The organism is Sphingomonas sp. PP-CC-1A-547 (genome assembly GCF_003610375.1).
Taxonomy (GTDB): Bacteria; Pseudomonadota; Alphaproteobacteria; order Sphingomonadales; family Sphingomonadaceae; genus Sphingomonas.
The window spans coordinates 987,851-1,014,837 of sequence record NZ_RAPZ01000011.1 but is presented as its reverse complement, the minus strand read 5'-3'; the positions used below and the strand labels follow the sequence as shown (position 1 = coordinate 1,014,837).

Below are 26,987 nucleotides of genomic sequence, written 5' to 3'. Positions count from 1 at the left end.
GATAGTAAGCGGTCAAACGAGACGGCGACGGGAAGCTCCACGGCATTGACGGTCAATCGGCGACATATCGCCATCATCGCGCCGCCAACGGCCGGGCACATCAATCCGCTGGTGGCATTGGGAACATCGCTCGTCGAAGCGGGGCGTAGAGTCACGATAGTCCATCTGGCCGACGTCGCCTCGCTAGTGCCTAACGGTAGTGTCGGTTTTGCGGCGCTCGACCACCCGGCGGACTGCAAAGGCTTGTTGGCAGCATATTACCGGAAGCTGGCGCAGCCATCGGGCCCTGTCGGACTGACCAGGATGATCCGCGGCACGGCGTCCGTGACGGAACTGCTATTGGAGGCTCTTCCGGCGGCACTGTCGAGACTTGGGGTGGATGCGGTACTCGCCGACTCCGTCGAGCCGGCCGGTGCGCTGGTGGCACGACATCTCCGACTGCCGTTTGTGACAGCCGTCACCGGGTTGCCCTTGCTCAGAGAGCCGATGGTGCCGCCACCGTTTCTCGGGTGGGAATATCGTCCCACTGCGGCTGGCCTTCGTCGCAACAATGGTGGGTACGCCGTCAGCGACCTGCTGATGCGGCCGATCGCGAAAGTCGTGTCGTCCTATGCGCGCCGGTGGAAGCTTGACTCCGACCCTAGGCAACAATGGTCGGACCGCCTCCACGTCGCACAATGCCCGGCAGGTCTGGATTTCCCGCGGGCGGCATTGCCACAGAACTTCCGATACGGCGCGCCGTGGCGGCTGGACGAAGCTGACGTCGATCTTCCGGAAGACGACGGCCGACCCTTCATATTCTGTTCGCTGGGATCGTTGCAGGGCGCGCGCCGATCGTTGTTTGCCGCGATGGCAACTGCCTGTGCCGCAGTCGGTGCTCGCGCGGTAGTCGCGCATGGTGGCGGGCTGAGCGAGGCCGAAGTCACCTCGCTACCCGGGAGGCCCCTGGTCCGGGCATTCTGGTCTCAGACCCGTATCCTGCCACAATGTTCGGCGGCGATTTTGCACGGCGGGTTCAATACCGTGCTGGACGCACTGGCCGCCGGCGTTCCGATCGTTGCGGTACCGCTGGCATTCGAACAACCCGCTACGGCCGCGCGACTGAAGCGGATCGGGGCGGCTCGTATCGTATCGCCCGCCGAAGCAGACAAGGGCGGCCTCGAAGCGGCGTTGCGGCTCGTGCTGTCGGATCCGTCGTACCGCCACGCGGCAAATTTGCTCGCTGCTGAAATGGCGGGGGCCGGGGGCGCTGCCGAGGCTGCCGCGCTGGTCGATTCGGCCCTCTTCGACGATGTCGACGCTATGCCGGCAGGGCTGAGTCCATCAGATGGGGAGCCCGCCTGCGCCGCATGATGTGGCGGCTGGCAATGATGGCAGGTGGTGCGAGAAACAGCCCCATGATGACGTCGACCCCGTAGTGACCGCCGAAGACCGGTGTCGCGACGATCGTCAATATCGCCCATACCCGGCCCGGAACCGCAACCCGGGGCATCGCGCTGAACGCCCAGATGAAGATGGCGGCGAGCGTCGCATGGAAACTGGGAAAGCTGACGATTCCCATGAGCATCGTGAGATCTAGCACGCGTAGCGACCCATCGCGAAGCCCGGATATCAGCTCCTGTTCAAGCCAGGCTATGGATGGCCAGAGATGTGCGTACCTGGACGGATCGAACAGATTGCCCATGGCTGGAGTAAGGCCCGAAATCAGTATCGTGACGAAACCGGACAGGATCGCGGCACAGACCATCGTCCTCAGGGTGCCGAATTTCCCCATGCCGCTCAGCGCTACGATGACGACGATCATCTGCAAGGTGAGGCTGTGATACGCCAGTCCAAGCAGCCAAATCAAAGGAGGGGACTTGTCGAGCAACGCCAACACGACCGGCCAGTTGAAACCAATCGCGCGGTCGGCGGCGGCCAGTCGGGCATCCCACAACTGCCCTGCGTTTGCTGCCAGGGCATACGCCAGAACGACGCCGAGCACCGTGAACAGCGTCATTTGGAGAAACGCTCGCGCGCCGGCGACGAGACGCGGCCGCGCGGTGTACTTGCCGATCGCCAGCGCGAGGGAGAGCGCCATCACCGCTGCCATCGCGGGAGCCGCTCGGATCGGATCCACGGTGAAGCGGTGATGATATTGGGCGACGAGGAAGCTCATCAACATGGCCCCGATCAAGACCCAGGAGGGAGTCTCTCGGTGGTCGGCGCGGAACAACGGGGCAATCATACCGGTCGAACGCAGCGTGCCGCCATGCGGTGCCCAGGCAGATCGATTTCGACCACATTACATGGACATCACGCGATCTAAAGACGACGTGGTCCGGAGCGGAGAATGGCTTCGACGCCACCGGCTCGGGATATTTTGTCGCGGAGCGCCCTCGCATAGCCGGCGGGTAACGGTTATGTGGGCATCATGCTGAATTCGCTGCACCCGTCCACCGTCAATTCGTGCGATCGCGCAAAGTGACCTGGTTCGAGAAACTCGCGATCGTCGTCTTCATGGTGTTGTTCATGGAGTGCTTCGCGTGGGCGGCGCATCGGTATGTCATGCACGGCTGGGGCTGGGGCTGGCACAAGTCGCATCACGAAGACCATGACGGTTGGTTCGAAAAGAACGACCTGTATGCAATCATCTTCGCGATCGTGCCGATCGTGTTGTTCGTCGTCGGGCTCTGGTGGGAACCACTGTGGTGGGCAGCACTCGGCATCACGGTGTACGGCGGCATTTATGCCTTCGTGCACGACATGCTCGTGCACCAGCGCGGCGGCTTTCGCTGGGTGCCCAAGCAAGGGTATTTCAAGCGCCTGCTGCAGGCACATCGACTGCACCACGCGGTAGAGGGCAAGGACGGTACCGTCAGCCACGGATTCCTGTTCGCGCGGAAGCCTGCGGTACTGAAAGCTCAGCTGCGCGCGAACGCCGATCCGCAGCGACGCGCAATACGTGCTGACAAAGCGGGAAACCTCGTCTCGGCAGATGCAAAGAAGTGAGCGGGACGGTTCGCCAATCGGAGGTCCTGAGGCACCAGACGCGTGTCGGCGTGTCGCTGTCCGCCGCGATCGTCGTGGCGTGGCTGGCGATCCACGTAACGGGTATTTTCTTCTGGCGATGGAGCGCGGATACAATTTTCTTGGCCATCGTGATGGTCATCGTACAGACTTGGCTGAGTACCGGACTGTTCATCGTCGCGCATGATTCAATGCACAGGGCGCTGGCACCCGATCGGCCACGACTGAACCGCGCTATCGGTGCGACCTGCCTGTCGCTTTATGCCTGCCTGTCCTATGCATCCCTATTGCCGCAGCATCATCTGCATCACAAGGAAACGGGGAGGGCGGGGGATCCCGATTTTCACGGTGGCGATCCAAGTCTCGGTGGCTGGTTCCTGCAGTTCTTCAAGACCTATTATTCCCACGGGCAGATCATCCGGATCACCGTGGTCGCGCTGATCTATACGCTGCTGCTTGGGGCACCGCTCGGCAACATCGTCATCTTCTGGGCTCTACCGGCCTTGGGTGCGGTGGCACAGTTGTTCGTCTTTGGGACGTGGTTGCCGCACAGGGAACGCGAGACTCCCTTTGCCGATTCACACCGCGCGCACAGCATCGATGTGGGCCCGGTCTTGTCGCTACTGACTTGCTTCCACTTCGGCGGTTATCATCACGAGCATCATCTTTCGCCGGGAACGCCGTGGTGGGGGCTTCCGTCGCGGCGCCGCGCCCTTGCCGGGCGAGCCGCCCATCGCCGGGTCGTCGAGGATCAAGCATGACGCTCGCCATCATTCTCTCCGCCATCGCGATGACCGTCATCGTCGGCGTTCGCTATCTCCTCGTGTCAGGCGCGTTCGCGTGGATCACGGTCCGCAAGCATCCGGGGCTGTACCTCGGGCTGGACCCGCAGGTCCGTCGCGAAATCATCTGGAGCCTGGCGTCCGCAGCGCTTTACGGGATCCCGGCCGGCGTCGTCGCGTGGGGATGGCAGCATCATGGCTGGACGCAGGTGTACTCCGACATCCACGCCTATCCGCTCTGGTACCTGCCGGTTTCGGTGTTCCTGTATCTGCTGCTGCACGATGCTTGGTTCTACTGGACGCACCGCTGGATGCATCGTCCCAAACCGTTCAAGTTGGCGCACGCGCTGCATCATGCCAGCCGTCCGCCGACGGCATGGGCTGCGATGGCGTTTCACCCTATCGAGGCGTTGACCGGCGCGGTGGTCATTCCGTTGCTGGTGTTCTTCGTTCCGATCCATATCGCCGGCCTCGGTATCGTGCTCACGATCATGACGGTGATGGGGGTCACGAACCACATGGGATGGGAGATTTTCCCGCGGTTCATGTGGACCGGGCCGCTGGGCGGGTGGCTGATCACGGCCAGCCATCACCAGCGGCACCACGAACTCTATGGCTGTAACTACGGCCTGTATTTCCGCCATTGGGACCGGTTGTGCCACACCGACCGCGGTGTCGGCGATTTCACGAAAGAGCATGCGCGCGCTGCGCGTCGCGTCGAAGTGGCGAACTCTTAGGTTGACGATGGACGGGCGCCGAAGCGCCCGTTCGTTCGTCAGTTGATCGGCACACCACCGGTGACTGCGATCACTGCACCGGTCATGTAGCTCCCCTCCGACGACGCCAGGAGGACATACGCCGGAGCAAGTTCGGCCGGCTGTCCTGCGCGACCGAGCGGCGTATCCTGGCCGAGTTTTTCCAGTTCCTCCGGCGACTTCGCGATGGGCTGGATGGGCGTCCAGATCGGGCCGGGCGCCACGGCGTTGACGCGAATACCCTTCGCAACGAGCAGATTAGACAGCCCGACCGTCAGGCTGGAGATCGCGCCCTTGGTCGCGGCGTAGACGATCATGCTCTTGGTCGCGACCTTGGCCTGCTCGCTGGTGGTGTTCACGATCGCCGACCCTGGCTTCATGTGCGGTGCTGCGGCCTTCGCGAGACGGATCATCGCGAACACGTTGGCCGCGAACGCGCCCTGCATCTCGTCGTCGTCGATGCTGTCCAGATCCTCGTTCATCGTCTGCGCCGCAGCATTGTTCACCAGAATGTCGAGCCCGCCGAGCTCCTCGACGGTGCGCTTTACCAACGTGACGCAGTGATCCCGGTCGCGAATGTCGCCCGGTAGCAGCAGGCAGCGCTGCCCCGCTCTCTCCACCCAGCCCCGCGTATCCTCGGCGTCGTCCTGTTCAACGGCGAGGTACGAAATCGCGACATCCGCGCCCTCCCGCGCATAGGCAATGGCAACCGCCTTGCCGATGCCGGAATCGCCACCGGTGATGAGCGCGACCTTACCCTTGAGAAGCCCCTTGCCAACATAGCTTTCCTCGCCGTGATCGGGCTTGGTCTTCATGTTGGCGACAAGCCCGGGGCGGGGCTGCTGCGGTTCGCCGGGAAAGCTCGTCGGGTGGCTGATGCGCGGATCATCGGTCATGGAAAGCGTCCTGCTGTTCGGGTCGCTGAACGAACGGTCCTCCGACCGTTAAGTGCCGCCGACAAAAGACTGTTACCGATGACGATCTACAATCGAGGCGGGTGCACTCAGCGGATATCGGCGCGGCGGGTGGGTGCGTGAAAGTCCGCAGGCTTGTCGGCGATCCAGCGCAGGAAGCGACTGATATCCGGGCGCGCTTTCAAGACATCGAGGTCCGCGAACGTCGTCGCCAGATCCTGGTTCGAAACGCTGGCGTGAATGATGCGGTGACAGATCGGATGAACCGGCATGACCTCCGTACCACCCCGGCTTTTCGGAATGCGGTGATGCCATTCCACCTTTCGCCCCAAGGGCCGCTCGCACAGCCCGCATCGCCCGGCATCTTCAGCAGCGATCGTCCGCGCCTCCGCCTCCAATAGTCTTGCCATCCGCTTCACACGTCCGCCCATGGTTCGAATATGGTGTATCGTGGGGGAAAGAACAGCAGGTGCAGTGGCTTATCAGACGAAACGTGACATGCTTCGCCGAAGGGCGACCCACCAGAAGTAGACCAAGCCCCGGGCCTTATGGCGCAGCCGGAACCAGTAGAACCGCTTGATGCCGGCATGCGTCTTCACAGGCCGCGTCCAGTCGAAGCGAACGGCAAGAATATCCTCGACGATGGCGCGAAGTGCGCGTCCGTCGGAGACGAGATACTTGGCGTACAGCGCGCCGTCGCCGAAGCTGTAGCCTGCCAGCAATCGAGTCTCGTCTTCAATATCACGGCGCCCGTGATGATGATCGACGACCATCAGTGGGTCGTAGAGTATCGCGACGCCGAGGCCCGCTGCACGGAACAGAAAATCCGTATCCTCCGCGGACACGAATGGCGCGCCGGCGCCGAACCGTTGATCGAAGCATCCCGTCAACCGCAGGACATCCGAGGTGAACGCCAGGTTTGCCCCCATGATGAACCCGCCCGGAAACCCGTGCGACGGCGCGACCATGGGATGGTCTTCAAGCTTGATCGTGACGGGGAGATCGGCCGGGTTGCCGAGCAGAATACGACCGCCGATGATCGCCGGTCCGCTGGCCCTTTCGAACGCGGCGCAGACGGCCGCGAAATAGTCTTGATGCAGGACGCAGTCGTCGTCCGTCATCGCGATGATGCGCCCGGTGCAGTGCGCGAGCCCAGCGTTGCGCGCGCGGGCAAGCCCGGGGTGTGGTTCGTGGACGAGGTGGACGGGGAAAGTCTGCCCGGCTTGCCATTCCGCCAGTCGCTGCGGCGTGCTGTCGACCGAGCCATTGTCGACCAGAACGACCTCAACGGTCGTATTTCTGGCATTCGCTGCCGCGCGCTCCACGGACTTTAGCGTCGCCGCCAGCGAGCCGGCGCGATTGCGCGTACAGACGAGCAGGCTGACGTCGATGGCGGCAGTCACCGCGCGCCGACAAGCTGCTTGGCAAGAACCATGGCATGGCCGATCGTCGAGGCCCTCGTCACGATCGCATCCGGGGCAGGCCAGGCGTCGAGATATGCGGCTATCTTGCCGTAGTCGTTGTCGAGAACGACATGCGGAATACCGAGCAAGTCGGCGAGGATGTGGCCGTGGAGCCGGTCCGTCACGACGACTCGGCCTTGGGCGAGCAACCGCAGCCCGCGGCCGACGCGGGCGACGGCTTGAGCTTCGCGTGCTTTGGCATTGACCCCGACCGGCAGATGGGCGTCGTCTTCCAGCCAATCGACGACGGTCGCGGGATCGGCCGACGGCAGTGCATAGCCTTGCCGTTCGTCGTCGGTGCGCATCAACATCAGCACGTCGCATTGCGGCGCGGCGCGCAATTGCTCGCCGAGCGCATACGCCGAGTCCGGGGCAAGATGTGACGGGCAGGCCAGATGCTTGCGTGCGAAGTCGAGGCTGCGCGTATCGCGGACGTACAGGACGAAGTCGGGATGGTCTCCGACCAGCGCGGCGAACCGATCCACCTCGGAAGGCACGCGAAAATGGATCGACTGCGGTAGCTGCACGACCGGTCGGTCACGGACCCTTGCCAGGATGTCCTCGCGGAACCGCTGGTGATGCGGCCAGATGTCGCCGAGGTTGCCGCCGCCATGCAGAAACAGGATGGCGGCGGGACAGGCGCTAAGAAAGGCATCGAGATCGAAATCGTGCCAGGTCGAAACGTAGCACGGATCGCGCCCCGTTATCTTCCGCAGCATTGCGAGTTCGCCGAGCCAGATCGCGCTGTCGCCGACGTTCGCATGATCCGGGAAGTCGACCAGCGCATAGCGCGAACCAAGCTCAACATGCGTCCGGTATAATGCGGAGAGCAGCGCCCGCTGCTTTCCCAGATGGTCGCTGACCGTCATGCGCGCCGCCCTTGTTCGTGATCGACCACGTCACGGAAGAGGTCCTCGCATCGATCGAGCCACCGATCACGGGTGAAGGCCGTCTCAACCCGATCACGCTGCGGGCCGCGGGGACGTTGGATGGCCGTCGTGATGGCGTCAGCGAGTGCGGAAACGTCACCGGGCGGTGCGAAACATCCTGTCTCACCGATGACTTCCCGCAAGGCGCCGCGGTCGAACGCCGCCACCGGCAGGCCGCACGCCATCGCCTCGACCGCGACCAGGCCGAATGGTTCGTCCCAGCACGGCGTGAACACGAACACCGAAGCGCGACCCATCTCCGCCGCAAGCGCCGATGCATTTAGATGTCCGCCATAACGAATGCTGCCGTCCAGCAGCGGCGCGACGTCGGCTTCCCAATAGTCGCGATCCTCAATCGGTCCGAACAGCGTGAGCGGGACGCCGGCCAGCCGCGCCGCCTGCGCTGCCAGATGCGGAGCCTTATCGGGCGTCATCCTGCCGCACCAGACCGCGCTGCCATCGCCTTGCGCAACGAACGGCCACGCATCTAGGTGGATGCCATTGTGCAGTACCGAGGCTTCGCGTGGCGGGCCGTCCGGCCACCACGCGGCGAGCTGGTGGGCCGAGGTCGCGGTCAGGCGGTGGGTCGGCGTGACGCTGGCGTGCACGAACCAGCGCAGCGCGTCATAGGGCGGGACGTGCAGCGACGTGACGGTAGGGACCGACGCGGTCCGCGCCGGCTCGAGCGGGAAGCGGTGCAGGCTGTTATTGTGCACCACGTCAAAACCACCGGCGGCGATCCGGTCGCAGGCCGCGGCATAGCCGTCGTCGAGATGTGCGATCAGCGGCGCGAAGCCGCGGTGCTCGGCACCCGGAAAGGTGCGTTCGTAATGCTCCGGGATCACCGCATCGATCGTGAAGTGCGGATCGCTGTCCCCTGAAGCGAACAGCACGACATCGTGGCCGCGCGCCTGGAGACCTGCCGCCAGATGCCAGCATTGTGATTCCATCCCGCCAGCAAAGGGTTGGGCGATCGGCTGGCGGACATGACAGAGGACTGCGATCCTCATTCGGCGGCCGCGGCTCTCTCGCTTGCCGCCAATCGGTCTTCGAGCAGGCGGATGACGGTCGCCGTATTGGCATAGGGCTGGTGGCTCTGCTGGCCGGTCAGTGCGAGATCGGCGGCGTCGGGGCGGCGGAGGATGCGGATCGGCCGACCCGGTGTGGGGTCGATCAGCCCCATCAGGCGGAACGCCTGGAGCCAATGGCCCATCGTCCGATAGCCCCATTTGGTCTCGAACAGTTCGGCATTGCGCACGACGCTGTCGAGATGGTGCACCGGCGGCATGTGGTGCGGATGATATTGGTGATAGGCCAGACCGCCCTTGATCCACGCGATCTGCACGCCGGCCTCGTCGAGCGCCTTGCCGAAATCGGTATCCTCGCCGCCATAGCCGACATAGCGCTCGTCGAAGCCGCCGAGATTGAGGAACGTCGTCCGTCGCATCGCGAAGTTGAGCGACCAGAAACAGCGATAGTCGGTGCAGATCTCGATGCCCTGCGGCGGGGGACCGCGACGGTCCGAATGCTTTACCGCGATCTCGGCGAACCGGTCATACTGCCAGTCGCCGTCGGTCGCACCGCCCGGCAGGTACAGGACCTCGCCCATCAGCAGCCCGTCGAACGTGTCGAGGAACCCGGCATAATCGGCCAGCAGCGTGGGCGTCGGGATACAGTCCATGTCGAGAAAGACGATGACGTCGCCGGTCGCCGCGCGGGCCGCGACGTTGCGTGCGGAGGCGAGGGGAAGGGTGTCGGCGACGACCTGCATCTGGCGGATCGGAAACGGCGCCTCGGGCAGGTCGTACAGGTCGTCCTGCATCACCGCAACGATCAGTTCGGTCGGGATCAGCGTCTGCCGCATCAGCCCGCGGACGACGTTGACGAGATGGTCTGGACGCCCCTTGCCCAGTGTAACGACGGAAACTTTGGTCATGATGATGGCTCTGCTTGGAATTGGGGACGCGCGGCGGCGGTGGCCGGTCGATCAGAACGCTTGAAGGGGGTAAAAACGTTCCTCGGTGATCCGTTCGGTCCGCTCGGTCATCGCTTCGACCCCACCGAACTGGAAGCCGAGTTGCGACGTGTACGCGGCACAGGCAGCGATCCGCCGTGCGCGTGTCTCGGACGTGAGGTATTCGATTACCGCGGGCATGACGGCAATGCGGTCTTCGCGATCGGCATAGGGCCAGTCTTCCCACAGCAATACGGTATGATCGGCACAGGATCGCCAGATCGCCTCCAGAACGACGTGATGGTCGACATGGTTGCCGAGGCACAGTGGTCCGAGGACGAGATCCGGCCGTTCCGCCACGAGTAACTCGGTCACCGCCGCCGCGACATCGTCGACGATCCGGTCGTCGGGCAGCCGTGCCGCGAACAGCATCTTTGCCGAGGTGTAACCACGATGCGGCGCCTCCAGGAACGGCAAATGCGTCGCGCGCGCGCCAAGCGCTTGGCACGCCACGTGATCCTCGGCACGGCGCAGCGCCATATAGTCGATGTCGGCGCTCAGGCCCTTGTCGAGCTGGCATGCGAGCGCGAACCCGGTCGGCTGTGCGACGTTGCCGGTGAAGCAGGTTGCAACGGTGACGTCCCAGCCCTGGTCGACGCGCGACGCCAGCAGCCCGCCGGCGGAGAAGGCGGCATCGTCCAGATGCGGTGATATCGCGAGCAGCTTCATCGGTCGGTCACAGCAGATGCGGCTCGCTGCGGAAGCGGCAGGGCGTGATCGGCAGGTCCGTGTCGAAGGCGGCTTGCGGCTGGTTACGCAGGTCGCGGTAGATGCCGACGATCTGTTGCCCGACCGCGTCCCAGCTATACACCCGGCGGCATTCTTCCAGCGCGGCGGTCGCCAAACGCGTGCGCAGGTTCGTATCAGTGATGACGCGGGTCAGCGAAGCCGTAAGCGCGGGCACGTCGCCGGGATCGGTGAGCAGGCCATTCTCGTCGTCGCGGACGCAGTCGACGACGCCGACGGCGTGGCACGAGACGACCGCGAGGCCGCACGCCATCGCTTCGAGGATCGTGTTCGAGAAACCCTCGGCATAGGTCGGGGACACGAACACGTCGTGTTCGCGGTAGAGTTCGGGGACCGCGTCATAATCCGCATAGCCGCTGAACGTCACGCGGTCGGTGAGGCCAAGTTCGGTCGCAAGCGCCTGCGCCGGGTCGACGTCGGGACCGATGCCGGAGATGGTCGCTTGCCAGTCCCCGCGCACGTCCGGCAGCGCCATGAGGAAGTCGAGCACGCCTTTGCGGCGGTCGACGCGGCCGTGATAAAGCAGGCGAACCGGTTCGGGCGCGACGATCGCGTGAGATGCCGGCGTGAAATGGTCGGTATCGACGGCGCCCGGAACGATCGTGAACCGGTCGAGCGGAGTGCCGAGCCGGTCGTGGACTTCGCCCGCGAAACTGTTGCCGCCGATCAGCAGCGCGCCGGCATGATCGAGCACGCGGACCATCGCGAGCCGATGCGTCTCGCAGCACGAGCCGACCCAATGCCCGTCACCGCCCTGGATCGACAGGACGCAGGGCAGACCGAGGCGTTGGGCCGCGATCATCGTCGCCCAGCCGGTCGGATAGCCATATTGCGCGTGGAGCATGTCGAACGGATTTACGGCGTGGTCGCGCGCGATCGCCTCGACCAGTGCGTCGATATCGCGTTCAAAATCGCCGCCATCCTGTTCGCCGAGCGCTTCGAGGCCGACGACGCGTACGCCCGGCACCGGGGGCGGGGGGCCGCCGCCGTAGACGCGGGCGCGTGCGGGATCGCCGTAATATTGGCTGATCATCGTCACGTCGTGACCCGCGGCGACGAGCTGGCGCAACAGATTGATCGCGTAGATCGACATCCCCGATATAGCAGGGAAGAAGCGGCGCGAGACGAAGCATATTCGCATCAGGTCAGTGCCGCGCGGAGATAGGCGATCGACTCCGGAATGGCCTGATGCGCGCGGGGGCTCTCGCGCGACAGTTCGACGCAGACCAGCTTGTCGAAGCCGATCGACTCGAGCGCGGTGAGGATGGCGGGGATGTCCATGTCGCCCTGGCCGAAGGGGAGATGCGTGTGATCGCCGCGGCGCATGTCCTCGACCGCGACGGTGCCGAGACGGTCGGCATACGCACGCACTGCGGCGTCGGGGGCGATATCTTGCGTGACGAGGCAATGGCCGGTGTCGAGCGCGAGCCGCAGGTCCGGGTGGCGGATCGCGAGTCGCGCATAGTCCGCGACGGTCTCGATCAGCATGCCGGGCTCCGGTTCGAGGCTTACGGGAATGCCCGTTCGCGCGGCATGCTCGACGACCTTGCCGAGGCCCGTGTCGAGCCAGTCGAGTGCCTCGGTGTGACGCACGCCGGGCTTCGGTACGCCGGCCCAGAACGACACGGTCTCGGCATTCAGGATCGCTGCGACCTCGAGCGCGCGCGCGAGGAACGCGACGCGGCGATTGCGGCCCCCGGGATCGGCCGTGACGAGCGTCGGTTCGTGCTTGTCGCGCGGGTCGAGCAGATAGCGCGCGCCGGTCTCGATCACCGACCCTAGCCCGAGCGACCGCAACAGTGTGCCAACGCGCTCCGCCTCGCGTGCCCAATCGTCGGCAAACGGATCGAGGTGGTGGTGATCCAGCGTCAGCGCGACGCCGTCATACCCCGCATCGGCGATCAGGTGCAGCGCATCGTCGAGCCGGTGGTTGGCCGCACCGTTGGTGTTGTACGCGAACCGCAGCGTCATCGTGCCGCCTCCGTCTCAAGGCCCTGTTCGGACCATGCGACATGATGCGCTTCGGGTTCGCGGTAGAGCGGATAGAGCGGGCCGACGATTTCGTCGGCGAGTGCCGTATCGAAGAACGGCTGGCCGCCGAGCCGCGCGACTGCTTCTTCCGTGAGGCGAACGGGCCGGCGGGATGCGCTTTCCTCGCCGCCGAAGCTGACCAACGGGCTGTCGAGCGCGACCAGCTTGGCGACGTTCCGCTCGCCGATCCGGTAATAGCTCATCGTTTCGACCTCCATGCCGGGCACGATTACCTTGACCACCGCGACGCTCGCATCCGCAGGGGACATGTCGACGTAGAGGATGTCGAACCCGGCCGCCTCTACCGCCTCCCTCGCCAGTTGCCCGCGAGCGCGTGCGTCGGGAACGTCGGCGCGTGGCAGGTCGGCAAAGGCGCGGCGGCTGCGCTCGGCCAGCATCGTGTCGGCCAGCCACGCGCGCAGCGTCGCGGCGTCGATTTCGGTCCAGCGCTTCATCTCGAAGAACGCGCGACCGTCGCTCGATTTCGCGGCACCGCCAGCCTGCGCCATGAACCGGTCGATATATCCGGGTGGTGCGATCGTCTCGGCAAGCGCCATCGGGCCATGCGCGAAGGCTTTGCGCGCGCGGCTCGCAGCGTATTCGGCGATCGCCTTGGCCAGCGCCTGCACCGCGTCGGGATGCGCTGCCTCGCCGCACGCCGTCGCCATGATCGGCACCGCGGGTTCGCGCGCATCGACGCCGACGCAATAGACGTTGGCGAGGCCGAATTCGTCGGTCGCGAACTTGGGGATCACGCGGACGTCGGCGGCGGTGAACCGGTTGATCAGGTCGCTGATCTCGGCAGGCAGGCTATTGGGGAGATCGATCGCGACGCCGCGGTCGAGCGCGCGGAACAGCAGGCCGTTGCCGTCGCGCTGGAGGATCTCGCACAGGCCGTGGCCGATCGCCCAGTCGAGGTCCGGCCCCGCGCCCATCCCGTTGGAGATGATCGTCGTGAAGGGCACGTAGCTGGGCGCCAGTTCCTTGGCGGAATAGGCGGCGAGGTCGATCGGTACGAGGACGCTGGAACCGTCCGCCCACCGCCTGGCCTCGACCCAATCGAGCGGCGTATCACGGCCGACCGGGGAGCCGGCGGGCAGGCACAGCGTCAGCGGATCGGCAATCCCACGCTCGCCGCGTTCACGGACGAGGTCGGCATAGCTGCCGTGCGTCTTGCCGCGCGCCGACAGGGTCAGCGTCGGCCAGACCATCTCGGCGATTTCGCCCAGCGCACCCAGGATCGCGGCCTCGTCGGTCGCGCCATAGCCGACGCCGTACGGCATGATGCCGTCCAGGTCCGCAGTCTCCGGGAACAACGCGACCACCCAGACCGGGATGCCCACGCGGTCGATACCGTCGATCGGAAACGCGACGATATCCCCGGCAGGGAACGCGTCGAGATAGAAATAGCAGGCCGCGCCCAGCTGTTCGGGCAGGCCGGTGATGGTGCGGGTCATAGCGGAATCCTCTTCACGCCCGGCGCACGGGCCAGCGCCTCGTCGAGCACGGCGATGGCGACATCGCGACCGACTTCGGGGGCATATTCGAACGGCGTCAGGACGGCGTCGAACGCGAGCGGCGCGATCACGTCGCGGTACTGGCGGATCTCGCCATGCGTCAGCGGGATGTCCTTGTGGAACGCCTTGTGGCTCGAGATCGCGTGGCTGACGCCTGCGGCGTCCTGGTCGATCTTGAACATGTCGCCGCAGAACAGGCGCTTGCCGACCGCATCGTGGAGCGCGGCCTGGCCTTCGTAATGGCCGCCGACGTGATGCAGCGTGTACCCCGGCGCGATCTCCAGCACGTCGTCATACGGCGTCGTAACGCGGAACGCCTTGGTCATGCCGAGGTCGTCCTTATGGATCGCGAGCATCTCCGGCGCGCAGTCGCGCTGGAGCTGGAACAGCGCGCCATAGCCATGCGCGTGACTGGCCGCGAGATAGCGTATGCCGCCGAGCCGTTCGATCTGTTCGAGCATCGCGGGGGAGTAATAGGGCGCAGCCTCGAAGGCGATGTTGCCGCCCTCTCGGACGATCAGCCAGCCAGTACCGCCGAGCCCGAGATGCGGTGTCGTGGAGAAGGCCCAGAGATCGTCGGCAACCTGTCGCCAACTGCCGTCATGGCTCGCGGCGACGTCCTGTTCGGGGAGGAAGCGCCAGCCGTCCTCGGGCAGGTCGTTGCGCGTATCGTTGCAGACCGGGCAGTCGGCGGGCGCGAAATGTCGCTGCCAAAAGCCACAATGCGCGCAGGCATACCAGCTCAGAGGCATGATCGCGCCTCGGTATAGGCGGCGTCGAAAAGACGCATCAGCGACAGGTCCCGGTCTATGGAGAAATCATGCGCGTCGCCGCGGACGGCGGCGGCAAACGCTGCGGCTTGCGCGGTGAATGGCGACAGCGCGGCGTCGAAGGGGAGGGCGGTCTCCTCCCCGGTGCGGGCGCTACGGCGGATCACGGTGCCGCCCTCGGTCTGGCCCATCGTGTCGGTCGCGACGAGCAGGCCGTCCTCGCCGAGGATCTCGAGCCGGCGGCGGGGCAGCACTTCGGGGCAGTTATAGGCGACATGGCTCTGGACCAGGATGCCGCCTGCGGTGCGACCCGACAGGATGCCGCCATCGTCGACCGGATAGTCGTGGATGCGCCGCTGCAGGTCGATGTGCAGGCGCGCGAGCGGTTCGTCGACCAGCATCGCCGCGAGATCGAGGCCGTGGAGCGCGAGGTCGATGACCGCACCGCCGCCCGCGGCCGCCGGATCGGCGCGCCAGTTGCAACCGCCGCCTTCGCTGGACGGCGACCAGCTCGGGTCGACCCAGCAGGCATAGACGATTCGTACCGCGATCGGTCGGCCGATGGCGCCGTCGCGGATCGCCTCTGCCATCGCGCGATGTGCGGGGTGATGGCGCTGGTCGAACGCGGTGCCGTAGAGGTGCCCCGCGACGGCCGACCCGATGGCTTCGGCATCGTCCAGCGTCGCGGCGATCGGCTTTTCGCACAGCACCGGCACGCCCGCCGCCACGGCCGCGCGGACCGGGTCGGCGTGAAGATTGTTGGGCGTGGCGACGTAGAGGCAGTCGAGCGCGGCATCAGCCAGCATCGCTTCGGCGGTATCATAAGCGAGGATCCCGCCCGACATCGCGCTGGCCTGCGCCATCGGCGAGGGGTCGGCGATCGCGACCAGCGTCCCGCCCGCCGCGGCGATGCCGGGGGCCATATAGTCGCGTGCGACCCAGCCGAAGCCGACGATGCCCCAGCGCATGCTCACCACCGGGCTGGCAGGTCTAGGATACGGCGGTTCCGCGCCGCATCACCGGAGTCCGTCAGCCACGTCGATGCCTCACCATATTCCGCGCGGTAGCGATCGGAGGGCCAGTGCGGGGTATCGCCATCGAGCAACGGGTTCGGTTGCAGGACTGCATCGGCGGCCGGCATCGCCAGTCCGCCGGTCAGCGGACGTGCTTCGCTGCCGTCCGCCTCGACGATCGACCATGCCTCGATCGCGGGATCGTCGGACCATCGGGTCGATACGGGCGCACCGCTTGCGAGCAGCGCGCGCCGCAACTCGCGCTCGTCATACACGACGGCATCTGGAAACAGCGCTGCCCATTCGGATGACGCGCGTGCCGGTCCCATTGCCCCGCCAGAGACGGCGGCGTTGTGGAGGTGGCTTACCGCAAGCACGCCGGCGGGTGCGACGGCGTCGCGCAACAGCCGGGCGATCCGCGGCTGGTCGGGCAGGAAATAGAAGGCGTCGTGACACGCGACCAGGTCAAACGTCTGCGTCTCCACCGGCCACAGCGCGGCGGCGTCGAACACGACATAGTCGGCCTTGGGCGCGACCCAGTGCTTTGCCAGCCAGCATTTCGAGAACACGACGTCCGCGCCGACGCACGCGACGCCGTGCGCGGTGAGCTCGCGCAAATAGTGGCCGATCCCGCAGGCTAGCTCGAACGCGGCACCCGGCTGCCGCCAATGCGCCTCGACTAGCGCCAGCCCTGCCATATAGGTCGGATCGCTCCAGCGATGCACGAAATAGTCCGCTACAGGGCCCATCCGCAGCAACGCCATCGCCGCGCGCAACGACAGCGTGTCACGCTCGCGTACCAGCTGCTTCAGCTCGCCGAGATCGGTCGCGGGGCCGGACCACCACGCATCCTGATCCGTCAGCAGCGCGACCAGGGCATCGTCCGGGCAGCCTGCGTCGAGGTGGTCGAGCGCCACTGCCACCAGCCCCTCGCTGTCGGTCCGCAGATACGGGATGCCATCGACCACTGGCCAGCGCTCTCCGGGCGCGGCGAGCGAATGCGGCGTGTCGGCGACGAGTGGCCGTCCGGTGACGGGCGAGCGGTAGGTCAAAGCAGGCCGACGTCCGCTAGAACGTGGTCGTGGAACGTCTTGACCGGGCCGGCATGGACGAGTTCGTAGGTATGCAGCACCGTGTCCATCGTCGCCGAGGCGGCGCGCGTGTGCTGTTCGATCTCGAGTACGCGGTCGAGCACGTCGGCAGCATGGAACGCCCGCGCCGCGGGCGTCGCGTCGCCAGCGATCGGCGCGATCGCCGCGCGAACCTGCGCCGCTACCCCCGGATCGAGCATGGCCATCGCCTGCTCGCGTGCGGCATCGATCACGCGGTCGAGCAGGTCGCCGAGCAGTACCTCACCGGTGAACCCGGCATCGGGCATCGCCGCATTGTGGAAATGATGCGCCATCGATGCGAGGAACACCTCCGCCGGATCCGCGCCGTAACCGGGCGCCGCGAGGACGCCGTACACCGCGACGATCAGGCAGTGCTCGGCATGGTTCTCCGGCGGCTGGAGCAACAGGCGCGGCCGACCCGGGCAAGTGACGCCCGCGCGAGGTTGCGTCGCGAGTTGCGTGACGAACCGCGGCACCGGCCCCGCCGCCGGCGCGCCCTCCGGCAGTGCACGGCGAAGGTCCGCCGCGAGCGCCGGGTCGAGCAGCACTGCCACCTCGTCGAACCCGCGTTCCAGCACGGCGCACGCTTCCGCATCGGACAGGCCAAGCTCGGCCAGCGTGGTGCGGTCGAGATCGCCCAGCCGCGCCGCGGCAAGCGCAGCGGCGACCGTCCGACGCATCACGGCCGCCGGCGCCTCGCCCGCCGCCAGCGCCGCCCAGCCGCGGACGAACAACCGTTCGGCGATCGACCCGTCACGTTCCGCCGACCGGATCCGCTTCAGGTCGCCGAGTTCGCACAGCAGCGGCAGATGCGCCGCGTCGAACGTCATCGGCGATCAAGCCAGGTGTCAAGGATCAGCTGTTGCTCGCCGAACGCGTGGATGGGCTCACCGCCGTCGGCGGTCTGCGGCATCTTGAAGAAGATCCCCATCTGGTCCTGCACGCCGCCTTCGCCGCGCGTCTGTGCCAGCGCCAGGCAGCGCGCGATCTCGATCGCCAGCGGCGCCGCGAGCACTGAATCCTTGCACAGGAAGTTCAGCTTCAGCTGCATCTTCTGGCCGAGGAAGCCGGTCAGGTCGATATTGTCCCACGCTTCCTTGTTGTCGCCGCGCGGCTTGTAATAGTGGATCATGATGATGTGATCCTCGACCGGATAGCCGAGGATCTGGTCGAGCACCGACTTCTTGGTATCGACCTTCGACGCGAGGCTCTTGGGATCGTCGAGCGCGAGGCCGTCCGAATTACCGAGGATGTTGGTCGAGAACCAGCCATCGACATGCAGCGCACGATCACGCAGCGCAGGCGCGATCACCGTCTTGAGCAACGTCTGTCCGGTCTTGCCGTCCTTGCCGGCGATCGGCACGCCGCGCTGGCGGGCGAGTTCGGCGAGCGGTGCGACGTCGGCAGCGACCGACGGCGTGAAATTGGCATAGGGCGTGTCGCTGGCGATCGCGGCATAGGCGTAGAGCATCGCCGGGCTGATCGCCGCGTCGTCATCGTCGAGACCGCGTTCGAAGCCTTCGGCGCTGGTCAGCGCGTCCGCACCAAGATCGGCCTTGCGCTCGGTCGAGGCGAGATTGATCATCACCACCCGGTCGAGATTCTGCTCGGTCTTGAACCGTGCGAGATCATCCTGGATGTGCTGGACCGCGGCACGGTGGCCGGGCGCGGCGATCTTGTTGGCGCCGTCGATGTTCGCACAGAAATCGGTCGAACCGACGGCCGGCCAAGGTTGCATGTCCGACAGGCTGGACGCCCCGTTGGCGAGCTCGCTTTCGCTCAGCACGCCGTGCTTGAGCGCGGCGGTCGCGAGGTCGTCATGGCTGAGGTCCCAGCCGCCGAAATGGAGATCGCGGTATGCTGCCATGCCCTCGACATCGCGGCTGGCGAGCGGCAGGCCCGACAAGTCGTTCGACCCCGCACGGATCATCGCGATCCCCGCCGCCGCGGTGGTGGCCACTGCGCCATTCAGTCCGATCACTGCGATCCCGACCCGTTCGCCCATAAATACGTCCTCTCAAAACTGAGCGCGTGGCTAGCCGTCCGTAAAGTAAAGTCCACCGAAGTCTGAGGAAATTGCCGCTAAACTGCTCCGGGAATTACATATGTTGCTGTCGCGGGAGGGGAAGACGATGAGGCCTGGTCGGGCCGCCACCTCGTCTGGAAGAGCCTTGTTGGCTTGATCGGATTCTCGAAACCTAGTCTGGAACGAAAACTGCCAGATTGAACGTCGGGTCCGCTATCCGCTGTTGCGACGAGCAGTTCTGGCAGGGTCGGATTGCGGCGCGTCCCGCGCAGGGCGGTCATCAGGGCCCGGCCAAGCCCTTTTCGGCGGTGGTCGAGAGCCGTCAGGGTGCGGTCGTAAACAAACGCTTCCGCGGTGTCGGCCGCCAATCCGCTTGTCGGGACTCTCCAACTTTCGCAACGACGCACCGTCGTCATGAAGTCCCCGGCAAGGTCCACGTGCCACCTGCCGGGGAGCGCTGACCGCAGAGCATCGGGCGGGCTGCAGACCTGGAGTAGATGGCCTGGGCGGCTGACCTCTTGAGCCAGTTCGACGAGGCCCGGTACAATTCGAGATTCCGTACGTTCTGTTCGGTGCGATCGGTAGTCGATCGGGCTTCTGCTTGATCACGGAGCGACCAACGAGCCCGCGACTTTCCAGCGCTAGCGGGGGGCATTGTCGCATTGCCCTTCCGATCCGACCGCGTCATTGTCGCGCACTCAGGGGAGAATGGTGTGCGCGACAACATCTGGCGAGCGTATGGGCTGGCAATGCTGCTCGGATCGACGGCGGCGAGCGCGCAGCAACTGCCGCCCCCCGCCGGTTCGCCGACCGGGGGTAGCGCGCAGGGGGACGTGTCGGTCACCATCTACAATAACGACGTCGCGCTGGTGCAGGACGTACGGTCGCTGGCCCTGGCAGACGGGCGGGTGCGGCAGAGCTTTCCCGACGTAAGCGCGTCGATCCGGCCGGAGACGGTATCGCTGACGGTGCCCGATGCCGCGATCGTCGAGCAGAACTTCGACTATGATCTGCTCAGCCCGTCGAGCCTGATGGAGAAAGCGGTGGGCGAGACGATTACGCTGGTCCGGACCAACCCCGCTACCGGCGCCGAGACCCGTGACCGTGCGAAAGTGTTGGCGGTCAATGGCGGCGTCGTGATCGAGGTGAACGGTCATGTCGAGGTCTTGCGCGACGACGGACTGCCCGTGCGCGCGATCTTCGACCGGGTGCCCGATGCGTTGCGGGCCCGTCCGACATTGTCGGTGACGCTGGCCAGCACGCGCGCGGGATCGCGCCCGGCGACGCTGTCCTACCTGAGCCGTGGGCTAGGCTGGAGTGCCGACTATGTCGCTTTGTTCGACGACAAGAGTGGGACGGTGGACGTTCAAGGCTGGGTGACGTTGAAGAACACCAGCGGCACGACGTTCGGCAACGCCAGAACGTTGCTGGTCGCTGGCGAGGTCGGCAGCACGGATGATAACGGGGACGGCAGTTACACGCCGCGCCGTCGCCGCATGACGACGATTCTGCCCGGAACCGAAAGCACCGCGCGCGGACAGCTTGGCGACTTCTATTTGTATCCTTTGGGCGAGCGCACCACGATCGCCGACAAGCAGACCAAGCAGGTCAGTTTCCTAGACGCGAAGGGCGTTGCGGCAAGCGCGGGCTATCGTTTCGAGAATGGCTGGCTGGGGAGCTCGGACGAGCCGCGAAGCGCGCAGTCGGTGCTCCGTTTCAGCAACTCGGGCGCGGCTGGCCTGGGCGACGCGCTGCCGGCGGGCGTGGTCCGGGTCTATGTCCGCGACGCGCGTGGCCAACCACAGTTCACGGGCGAAAACCGTATCGAGCATACTCCACAAGGATCGACGATCGCGCTGCCAACAGGCGATGCCTTCGACGTGAAGGTGCGGCCAACCACCGTATCGCGTACACGGCAGGGTGATAGCCGATGGCGTACGGCGATGCGGTATACGCTGACCAATGCGCGCGGCCGGCCGGTGACGGTCGAACTCGTCCAGGGCGGTCTCGACGGGGGCGACGTGCGCGTCATTGCGGATAGCGCCAAAGGCGAACGTCGCGACGCCGGCACAATGACGTGGCAAGTCGCGGTGCCGGCCAACGGCACCGCGACGGTGACTGTGACCTTCGACACCCGCTACTGATGCGGCTTTGGCTGCTCCTCACGCTGCTGGCGGGCATGTTGTTGTCGGGAGGGGCGGAAGCGCAGACCCGCACGGCCATCGTTACGTCTTCCGCGCCCGATCACGTCGCGTTGACGGTATATCGCTCGCCTTACGGCAAGGGCGCGATGAACCTGCGGTATCTCGGTGGCTTCGCCCTGGTGACGGAGACCCGTCGCGTACGATTGCCTCGGGGATCCGCAGTGATCCGGTTCGAGGGCGTGGCGGAGGGGATCGTCCCGGTCAGCGCCATCGTCGACGGCCTACCTAGCGGTACGATCGAAAAGAACCGCGACGCCCGCCTGCTGTCGCCCGCCTCGCTGGTCGATGGCACGCTCGGTCGCGAGGTAACGCTGACCCGCACCGACAAGGTGAGCGGAAGGTTGGTGAGCGAACCCGCGACGATCGTTGCCGGCCCGACACCGGGGGTTATCCTGCGCACGACTGCCGGGATCGAGGCGTTGCGCTGTTCGGGTCTGGCCGAGCGGTTGAACTTCGCGCGGGTGCCAGCGAGCCTGTCGAGCAAGCCGGTGCTGAGCGTAACGACGACCAGCCCGGCGGCGCGCACGGTCACGGTGCGACTCTCCTATCTGTCCTCGGGCTTCGACTGGCGAGCGAGCTACGTCACGTCGCTTGCCGCCGACGGTCGCACGGTCGACCTGTTCGCTTGGCTGACTCTCGCCAACGGCAATCCAGAGATCTTCTCGAATGCGGACGTTCAGGCTGTCGCAGGCCGGCTCAACCGCGTCGCGGTTCCGGCGATCCCTGCGACGGCTGGTGCGCTGCGATTGGTCTGCTACCCGCTCGGCACGACGACCTCCGACCTGCGGCAAAAGCAATTCGAGCTGGCCGAAGAGATCGTGGTAACCGGATCGCGAGTCATGGAGTTCGCGCTGTCTGCGCCGGTTCCGGCGCCGCCGCCACCACCGCCACCGCCACCGCCGCCACCCGAGGATCTGGGCGACCTCAAATTGTACCGCGTGCCGATGCCGACCACCGTCGCGGCGAGGGGACAGAAGCAGGTTGCCCTGATCGTTCAGAAGGCGGTGCCGGTCGAAAGGCGTTACCGGCGCGCAGTGTATCCCGGACAACAACTCGACGGTGTGCCGACGTCGATCGTGCTGGCGCTGAAGAACGATAAACAGCACGGCTTGGGCGTGCCGCTGCCCGCCGGCAGCACTGCGCTCTACGCGGATCAGGCAGGCGGGCGATTGCTTCTAGGTTTGGGAACGATCGGCGACCGCACAATTGGCGAGACGGTTCGTCTGGGCGCCGGCGTGAGTAGCAGTGTGACACTAACCCAGGCAGTCGCCGTGCTGAGCCCGCCGGGGGCGCTAACTTCGGAAACCGCCGGTTCGCACGAGGCCGTCGTGACGGCGAGCAACGGCAACCCGTTTCCCGTGATGCTCGACGTGGCGATCGGCGCAGCGGGCCAGGCGATCGAAGCCGATGGCGACGAGGTTCGTCGTATCGACGGAATTTCCACTTGGTCGCCGCTGCTGCCACCGGGTGGCAAGGCCGTGTTGCGTTACCGCTACTGACGTCCTGAGCTGACCAGCACGAAGGTCGTTGTCTCGGGCAGCCGTGCTTGCCCTGAGCGAACACTATGCCGAACGACTCAACCGGTAATGAGATGAAGGGTGCGGGTGGCGGGGGCGATGGTGACGCCGCGGCCCCAGTCGAACGCGAAGAAGTCCTGTTCGACACCGTCCGCGAAGATCACCCCGCCGTCGTTCATCCGCGACGTGACCGCGAGCGGCTGGCCCGCGAGCTTGCCGGCACGAAGTGAGGTTGCGGTCGCCACGCTGGGGAAGGGTTCGCGTACGAAGAAGCCGACCGCGCGCTCCTGCGGATCGAGGGGAAGGGCGGCATGCGTCGCCTCCATGATCGAGCGTGCCCAGCCCGTCGCACCGGTCCCCGACGCCACGATCAGCCCACTCGACGAATGGTCCTCGGCCTGGTCACCGCACGTGATCCGGTAGCGCGCCGACTGGTGGCTGCGGTGACCGACGAACACCTCGTTCAACGCTAGCAGCCGTTCGCCGGTATCCAGCCGCGCCTCGACCATCGTCCGCTGCTCGGCCGGCGCCGCACCGGCGACGCTCGCCGGCAGCAACGCAGACAGGCGCGCGAGCGGCACGCGCACCAGGACGCCGTCGTACAGGTCGGGGGCGGGGTTGACCCCGAGCACGGGTTGCCCTTCGAGATACTTCGCGACGTTGGCGACCAGCCCGTCCTGCCCGACCGCGACGATCACGTCCTCAGGGCCGAACAGGAAGCGGTCGAGGTTGGCACGAGCGACACTCGCCTGCCGCCAGTCGTCGGGGACGAGCGAGCGGGCTTCGTGCAGTGTCGCGTGGAATCGGTGGTGCCGATCCTCGATCACGTCGATGTCCTGGCCCCGCGTATCGAGAAAGAACTTCGCCTGTCCGCGCGTGGCGTGCCGCGCGAGCAGGAGGTCATAGTCGGTCTCCCGGGTGACGAAGACCGCGCGCGGGGCGTTGGTCGCCATCAGCGGGGCAACGCAGTCTGAGCCGTCGGGGCTGGATGTGCATTACGGAATTCGCCGAGCACGGTCGCGAGCAGGTCGGGCGTGATGTTCAGATGCTCGATCGTATCGAGCTTGCCCGCCAGCTCGCGCGCGGCGAGCCCGAGCATCACCCCCGGCGGCAGGTCGCGGTAGATCGTCATCCGGGCCTGCTCCGCTTCCGCCTTGGCACTTTCGATCGTGCGGATACGCTCGGCTTCCGCCCCCGCCTCGACCTGCTGCGCCTCGGCCAAGCCGGTCGCGCGGTTGCGTGCGTTCTCAGCCTCCTGCGTGATGAGCAGCATCTCGCGGCGGGCGAGTTCGGTACGGTTCGCGAGTTCGTTCTCGGCGATCGCACGCTCCTTCTCGACCGCGAGCGCACGGCGTTCGAACGTCGCCTGGTCGGCCTTCTGCTGCAATGCCTCGAACGTCGGAGTCTGGAGTGCGCGTTCGAGTTCGCTCGATGGCGCAAGGTTGGTCAGGCGAACCGCAGTGACCGCGATGCCGATCTCGTTCAGCGCCGGATCGTTGGCGAGCGCAGCTTCGAGCTGGTGACGTAGCGGCTCGGGACCGGCATCGAGCAGCGCCCGCACCGAGCCCTGCGCGAGATATTGCAGCGCCGCCTGGTTGACGAGCCCCGCCAGCCGGGTCTCGATCCGCTGGATCGGTTCGCTTTTATAGGCACCGGTGAGCAGGCCGAGGCTGAAGTCGACGCGCGAGGCGAGCAGTTCGGGATCGGCGACGTGCCAGGTCAGCGTGCCCTGGATCGCCACGCTCTGGAAATCCTGGCTGCGACCCTTCACGAAGATCGCCATCTCGCGGTCGTCCATCGGCAGTTCAGCGATGCTCGCGGTCTCCGGACGGAACCAGAAGACCAGCCCGCGCCCGCTCTGCTTCACCTTGCCGCTGCGGTAGCGGATCACGTGATTGCTCGCATCGCTACGCAATTGGGCGAGGAAACCGAGGTTCTTGATCGAGGCCATGACGGTTACTCCTGTGTCGAATGGTGGCGGAAGAGTTCGGCGGGACGGAACGAGGCACCCGTCTCGCGTTCGCCGGTCGCCACCAGCGTGTTCGTGGCGAGCATGCGGCGGCGAAAGGCGGGCTTGTTGAGCGACCGCCCCAGGATCGTCTCGTGGACGTCCTGCAACGCACGCAGCGTGAAAAGTTCGGGCAGCAGCGCGAAGGCGACGTCCGAATAATCGAGCTTGCCTCGCAGCCGCAGCATCGCGAGACCGAGCATCTCGGCATGGTCGAACGCCAGTGGCAGCGCGTCTCCGTCCTGCGATCGTGCCTCGACGGGCCCACCGGTCTCGCCGGACCAGGGGACGACGAGTTCGGCCAATGTCAGGTCGGGCGCCGCCCTCAGCGCGGCTGCGAAGCGGGCGGGGGGAAGCAGTGCGAAATACGCGACGCTGATCACTCGGGTGCGCGGGTCGCGTTCGACCGTTCCAAACGTATAGAGCTGTTCGATATAGGCTTCCGCCATCCGTACTTTCGTTTCTAGCACTCGGTGTGCCGCGGCATCGAGGCTCTCGTCGATGCTGACGAATCCACCGGGCAGCGACCACGTGCCGAGACAAGGATGCTCGGAACGCTGCATGAGCAACGCGGCGGGCCTGCCGTTGACGACGCTGGCCAGGATCAGATCGACCGCAACCGATGGGCGCTCGTACCGGTGTGGATCATACCCATCGAGAAACTCAGTCTCGTTCATCTCACACCCATATATCCTTCTGGCGTATTAGTAATATGCCAAAAGGATATATGTCAAGGTGGTCGGGCGGGGGTGGATGAAGGTTTAGGCCCAGACAAGAGGTTCAGCGTATTCCTGCAAGCGCCGTCAAAGATAACGATCAGAAGGTACCGGCGGGATCTTGCCTAAGCGCGGTTCACCCGAACATGGCGGGGCGCCAGGGCCGCGATATCGTTCACGCCTGCCAAGGTCATCGTACGGTCGAACTCCTCCGTGAGCAGCGTCAATACGCGGTCGACGCCTGCCTCTCCGCCTGCCGCCAAGCCGTACAGGTAGGGGCGCCCGATCGAACAGGCGGTCGCCCCCAGCGCCAGCGCCTTCACTATGTCCGAGCCACGCCGAATGCCACCGTCGCAGATGACGTCCGGCGCATCGCCGATGGCGTCGCGCACTGCCGCGATCTGGTCGATCGGCGCGGGCGCGCCATCGAGCTGGCGACCGCCGTGATTGGAGACCATCACGCCGGTTGCGCCCGACGCGATCGACCGGCGCGCGTCCTCCGGCGTCATCACGCCCTTGATCGCGAGCGGGCCGTTCCATTCTCGCGCAAGCCATTCGACCTCGCGCCAACCGACCGAGCGATCGAACTGGCCGCCGATATAGTCGAACAGGCTCATCGGCCCCGATGCGAGCGCGTCGATCTTGTGGCTGACGTTCGCGAGATCGAATTTCGATCCTGTCAGTGCAGGCAGCGACCATGAGGGATGACGCGCAAAGCTCATGAGCGACTTGAGCGTCAGTTTTGGCGGCAATGACAGTCCGCTGCGCCGGTCTCTCTCGCGGTTGCCGGCGACGGGCGTATCGACGGTCAGCGCCAGCCCGTGATAACCTGCGTCCCGGCAGCGCGCGACGAACTCCGCGGTCAGGCCGCGGTCCTTGAAGATATAGATCTGGAAGACCTTCGGCCCGGCATATGCATGCGCAAGCTCTTCGAGCCGGGTCGTTCCCATCGTCGACAGGCTGTAGAGGATGCCGTGCCGCGCGGCAGCACGTGCCACGGCGAGTTCGGCATGGCCGTGGAACATCCGGGTAAGGCCGGTCGGCGCCAGCATCAGCGGCCAGCGCGAGGGTTGCCCGAACAGCGTCGTGTCGGTCCGGATCGTCGAGACGTCGTTCAGCACGTCCGGCACCAGTTCGTAGTGCGAGAATGCATCGACGTTTCGGCGCAGCGACACCTCGTCATCGGCACCACCGTCGATATAGTCGAAGATCGGTCGCGGCAGCCGTTTGCGTGCCAACAGACGCAGGTCGGCTATATTGTTCGCCCGCCGAAGTCGCGTCATCGGTTCTGCCACTTTTTTATCGCCACTGATTGATTCCGTGATCAGAATGTCGAAGATGCGATTGTAATCTGCGCGCGTTCGGAGCGAGCTACAAAAGCCTTCGCTGTGCCCGTCCGCTGGTTGGCTGTGCCTCCCAACGACCTCGGGCGTAAAGCCAGGTTCTCGGGTACCTTGCGA

26 protein-coding genes are annotated in these 26,987 nt (G+C 65.7%); 6 read left to right on the top strand and 20 right to left on the bottom strand.

Annotation, left to right across the window (positions count from 1 at the left end):
• Nucleotides 1-45 precede the first annotated feature (45 nt).
• Complete coding sequence (locus C8J39_RS10775; protein WP_243649906.1) at nt 46-1,353, top strand: glycosyltransferase; 1,308 nt, start codon at nt 46-48, stop codon at nt 1,351-1,353.
• Here C8J39_RS10775 and C8J39_RS10770 read toward each other — a convergent pair.
• Nucleotides 1,301-2,158 (bottom strand): phosphatase PAP2 family protein, encoded by an 858-nt coding sequence (locus C8J39_RS10770; protein WP_183037974.1) that lies wholly within the window; start codon nt 2,156-2,158, stop codon nt 1,301-1,303. The genes C8J39_RS10775 and C8J39_RS10770 overlap by 53 nt on opposite strands.
• Before the next feature lie 341 nt (nt 2,159-2,499).
• Between C8J39_RS10770 and C8J39_RS10765 the strand changes: the two genes are divergently transcribed.
• Genes C8J39_RS10765 through C8J39_RS10755 form a run of 3 tightly spaced genes read left to right on the top strand, consistent with a single transcriptional unit; the run spans nt 2,500 to nt 4,528 of the window.
• Nucleotides 2,500-2,991 carry a sterol desaturase family protein gene (locus C8J39_RS10765; protein ID WP_404969335.1) on the top strand — a complete coding sequence of 164 codons (492 nt, stop codon included), beginning with the start codon at nt 2,500-2,502 and terminating at the stop codon, nt 2,989-2,991.
• A gap of 50 nt (nt 2,992-3,041) precedes the next feature.
• Complete coding sequence (locus C8J39_RS10760; protein WP_243649905.1) at nt 3,042-3,770, top strand: fatty acid desaturase; 729 nt, start codon at nt 3,042-3,044, stop codon at nt 3,768-3,770.
• Nucleotides 3,767-4,528, top strand: a complete 762-nt coding sequence (locus C8J39_RS10755; RefSeq protein ID WP_120300401.1) for a sterol desaturase family protein — start codon at nt 3,767-3,769, stop codon at nt 4,526-4,528. The genes C8J39_RS10760 and C8J39_RS10755 overlap by 4 nt, the downstream gene beginning before the upstream one ends.
• Before the next feature lie 38 nt (nt 4,529-4,566).
• Here the strand turns inward: C8J39_RS10755 and C8J39_RS10750 are convergent, their stop codons facing one another.
• From C8J39_RS10750 to C8J39_RS10680, 15 genes are all read right to left on the bottom strand, one after another.
• Entirely contained in the window at nt 4,567-5,442 is an 876-nt protein-coding gene (locus C8J39_RS10750) for an SDR family oxidoreductase (protein WP_120300400.1), read from the bottom strand.
• Nucleotides 5,443-5,549: 107 nt separating this feature from the next.
• A complete protein-coding gene (locus tag C8J39_RS10745) occupies nt 5,550-5,870 on the bottom strand; it encodes an HNH endonuclease (protein ID WP_120300399.1) in 321 nt (106 codons plus the stop codon).
• Nucleotides 5,871-5,942: 72 nt separating this feature from the next.
• Entirely contained in the window at nt 5,943-6,863 is a 921-nt protein-coding gene (locus C8J39_RS10740; RefSeq protein ID WP_243649903.1) for a glycosyltransferase family 2 protein, read from the bottom strand.
• Nucleotides 6,860-7,792 (bottom strand): polysaccharide pyruvyl transferase family protein, encoded by a 933-nt coding sequence (locus C8J39_RS10735; RefSeq protein WP_120300398.1) that lies wholly within the window; start codon nt 7,790-7,792, stop codon nt 6,860-6,862. The genes C8J39_RS10740 and C8J39_RS10735 overlap by 4 nt, the downstream gene beginning before the upstream one ends.
• Nucleotides 7,789-8,862, bottom strand: a complete 1,074-nt coding sequence (locus C8J39_RS10730) for a glycosyltransferase (RefSeq protein WP_120300397.1) — start codon at nt 8,860-8,862, stop codon at nt 7,789-7,791. Before C8J39_RS10730 ends, C8J39_RS10735 begins: the two co-directional genes overlap by 4 nt.
• Nucleotides 8,859-9,788, bottom strand: a complete 930-nt coding sequence (locus tag C8J39_RS10725; protein ID WP_120300396.1) for a glycosyltransferase family 2 protein — start codon at nt 9,786-9,788, stop codon at nt 8,859-8,861. The genes C8J39_RS10730 and C8J39_RS10725 overlap by 4 nt, the downstream gene beginning before the upstream one ends.
• Nucleotides 9,789-9,839: 51 nt before the next feature.
• Entirely contained in the window at nt 9,840-10,535 is a 696-nt protein-coding gene (locus C8J39_RS10720; protein ID WP_120300395.1) for a PIG-L deacetylase family protein, read from the bottom strand.
• 7 nt (nt 10,536-10,542) lie between these two features.
• Entirely contained in the window at nt 10,543-11,706 is a 1,164-nt protein-coding gene (locus C8J39_RS10715; RefSeq protein WP_243649901.1) for a glycosyltransferase family 4 protein, read from the bottom strand.
• Nucleotides 11,707-11,753: 47 nt separating this feature from the next.
• Nucleotides 11,754-12,584, bottom strand: a complete 831-nt coding sequence (locus C8J39_RS10710) for a sugar phosphate isomerase/epimerase (protein ID WP_120300393.1) — start codon at nt 12,582-12,584, stop codon at nt 11,754-11,756.
• On the bottom strand, nt 12,581-14,101 hold the full coding sequence (locus C8J39_RS10705; RefSeq protein ID WP_120300392.1) for a YcaO-like family protein: 1,521 nt from the start codon (nt 14,099-14,101) through the stop codon (nt 12,581-12,583). The genes C8J39_RS10710 and C8J39_RS10705 overlap by 4 nt, the downstream gene beginning before the upstream one ends.
• Nucleotides 14,098-14,913, bottom strand: a complete 816-nt coding sequence (locus C8J39_RS10700; RefSeq protein ID WP_120300391.1) for a hypothetical protein — start codon at nt 14,911-14,913, stop codon at nt 14,098-14,100. The genes C8J39_RS10705 and C8J39_RS10700 overlap by 4 nt, the downstream gene beginning before the upstream one ends.
• Nucleotides 14,904-15,899 (bottom strand): Gfo/Idh/MocA family protein, encoded by a 996-nt coding sequence (locus tag C8J39_RS10695; protein ID WP_120300390.1) that lies wholly within the window; start codon nt 15,897-15,899, stop codon nt 14,904-14,906. The genes C8J39_RS10700 and C8J39_RS10695 overlap by 10 nt, the downstream gene beginning before the upstream one ends.
• A 2-nt stretch (nt 15,900-15,901) precedes the next feature.
• The gene (locus C8J39_RS10690; protein ID WP_120300389.1) at nt 15,902-16,996 is read right to left on the bottom strand and encodes a bifunctional 2-polyprenyl-6-hydroxyphenol methylase/3-demethylubiquinol 3-O-methyltransferase UbiG; all 1,095 of its coding nucleotides are present in this window, start codon (nt 16,994-16,996) and stop codon (nt 15,902-15,904) included.
• On the bottom strand, nt 16,993-17,886 hold the full coding sequence (locus C8J39_RS10685; RefSeq protein ID WP_120300388.1) for a hypothetical protein: 894 nt from the start codon (nt 17,884-17,886) through the stop codon (nt 16,993-16,995). Before C8J39_RS10685 ends, C8J39_RS10690 begins: the two co-directional genes overlap by 4 nt.
• A complete protein-coding gene (locus tag C8J39_RS10680) occupies nt 17,883-19,061 on the bottom strand; it encodes an inositol-3-phosphate synthase (protein ID WP_120300387.1) in 1,179 nt (392 codons plus the stop codon). The genes C8J39_RS10685 and C8J39_RS10680 overlap by 4 nt, the downstream gene beginning before the upstream one ends.
• Nucleotides 19,062-19,831: 770 nt before the next feature.
• Here C8J39_RS10680 and C8J39_RS10675 point away from each other — a divergent pair.
• On the top strand, nt 19,832-21,226 hold the full coding sequence (locus C8J39_RS10675; protein WP_120300548.1) for a DUF4139 domain-containing protein: 1,395 nt from the start codon (nt 19,832-19,834) through the stop codon (nt 21,224-21,226).
• On the top strand, nt 21,226-22,785 hold the full coding sequence (locus C8J39_RS10670; RefSeq protein ID WP_120300386.1) for a DUF4139 domain-containing protein: 1,560 nt from the start codon (nt 21,226-21,228) through the stop codon (nt 22,783-22,785). Before C8J39_RS10675 ends, C8J39_RS10670 begins: the two co-directional genes overlap by 1 nt.
• Before the next feature lie 77 nt (nt 22,786-22,862).
• Here C8J39_RS10670 and C8J39_RS10665 read toward each other — a convergent pair whose 3' ends face one another.
• From C8J39_RS10665 to C8J39_RS10650, 4 genes are all read right to left on the bottom strand, one after another.
• Complete coding sequence (locus C8J39_RS10665; protein WP_120300385.1) at nt 22,863-23,756, bottom strand: NAD(+)/NADH kinase; 894 nt, start codon at nt 23,754-23,756, stop codon at nt 22,863-22,865.
• Complete coding sequence (locus C8J39_RS10660; protein ID WP_120300384.1) at nt 23,756-24,754, bottom strand: SPFH domain-containing protein; 999 nt, start codon at nt 24,752-24,754, stop codon at nt 23,756-23,758. Before C8J39_RS10660 ends, C8J39_RS10665 begins: the two co-directional genes overlap by 1 nt.
• 5 nt (nt 24,755-24,759) lie before the next feature.
• Entirely contained in the window at nt 24,760-25,488 is a 729-nt protein-coding gene (locus C8J39_RS10655; protein ID WP_120300383.1) for an NrtR DNA-binding winged helix domain-containing protein, read from the bottom strand.
• 164 nt (nt 25,489-25,652) lie between these two features.
• The gene (locus C8J39_RS10650) at nt 25,653-26,765 is read right to left on the bottom strand and encodes an alpha-hydroxy acid oxidase (RefSeq protein ID WP_243649898.1); all 1,113 of its coding nucleotides are present in this window, start codon (nt 26,763-26,765) and stop codon (nt 25,653-25,655) included.
• Between the last annotated feature and the right edge of the window lie 222 nt (nt 26,766-26,987).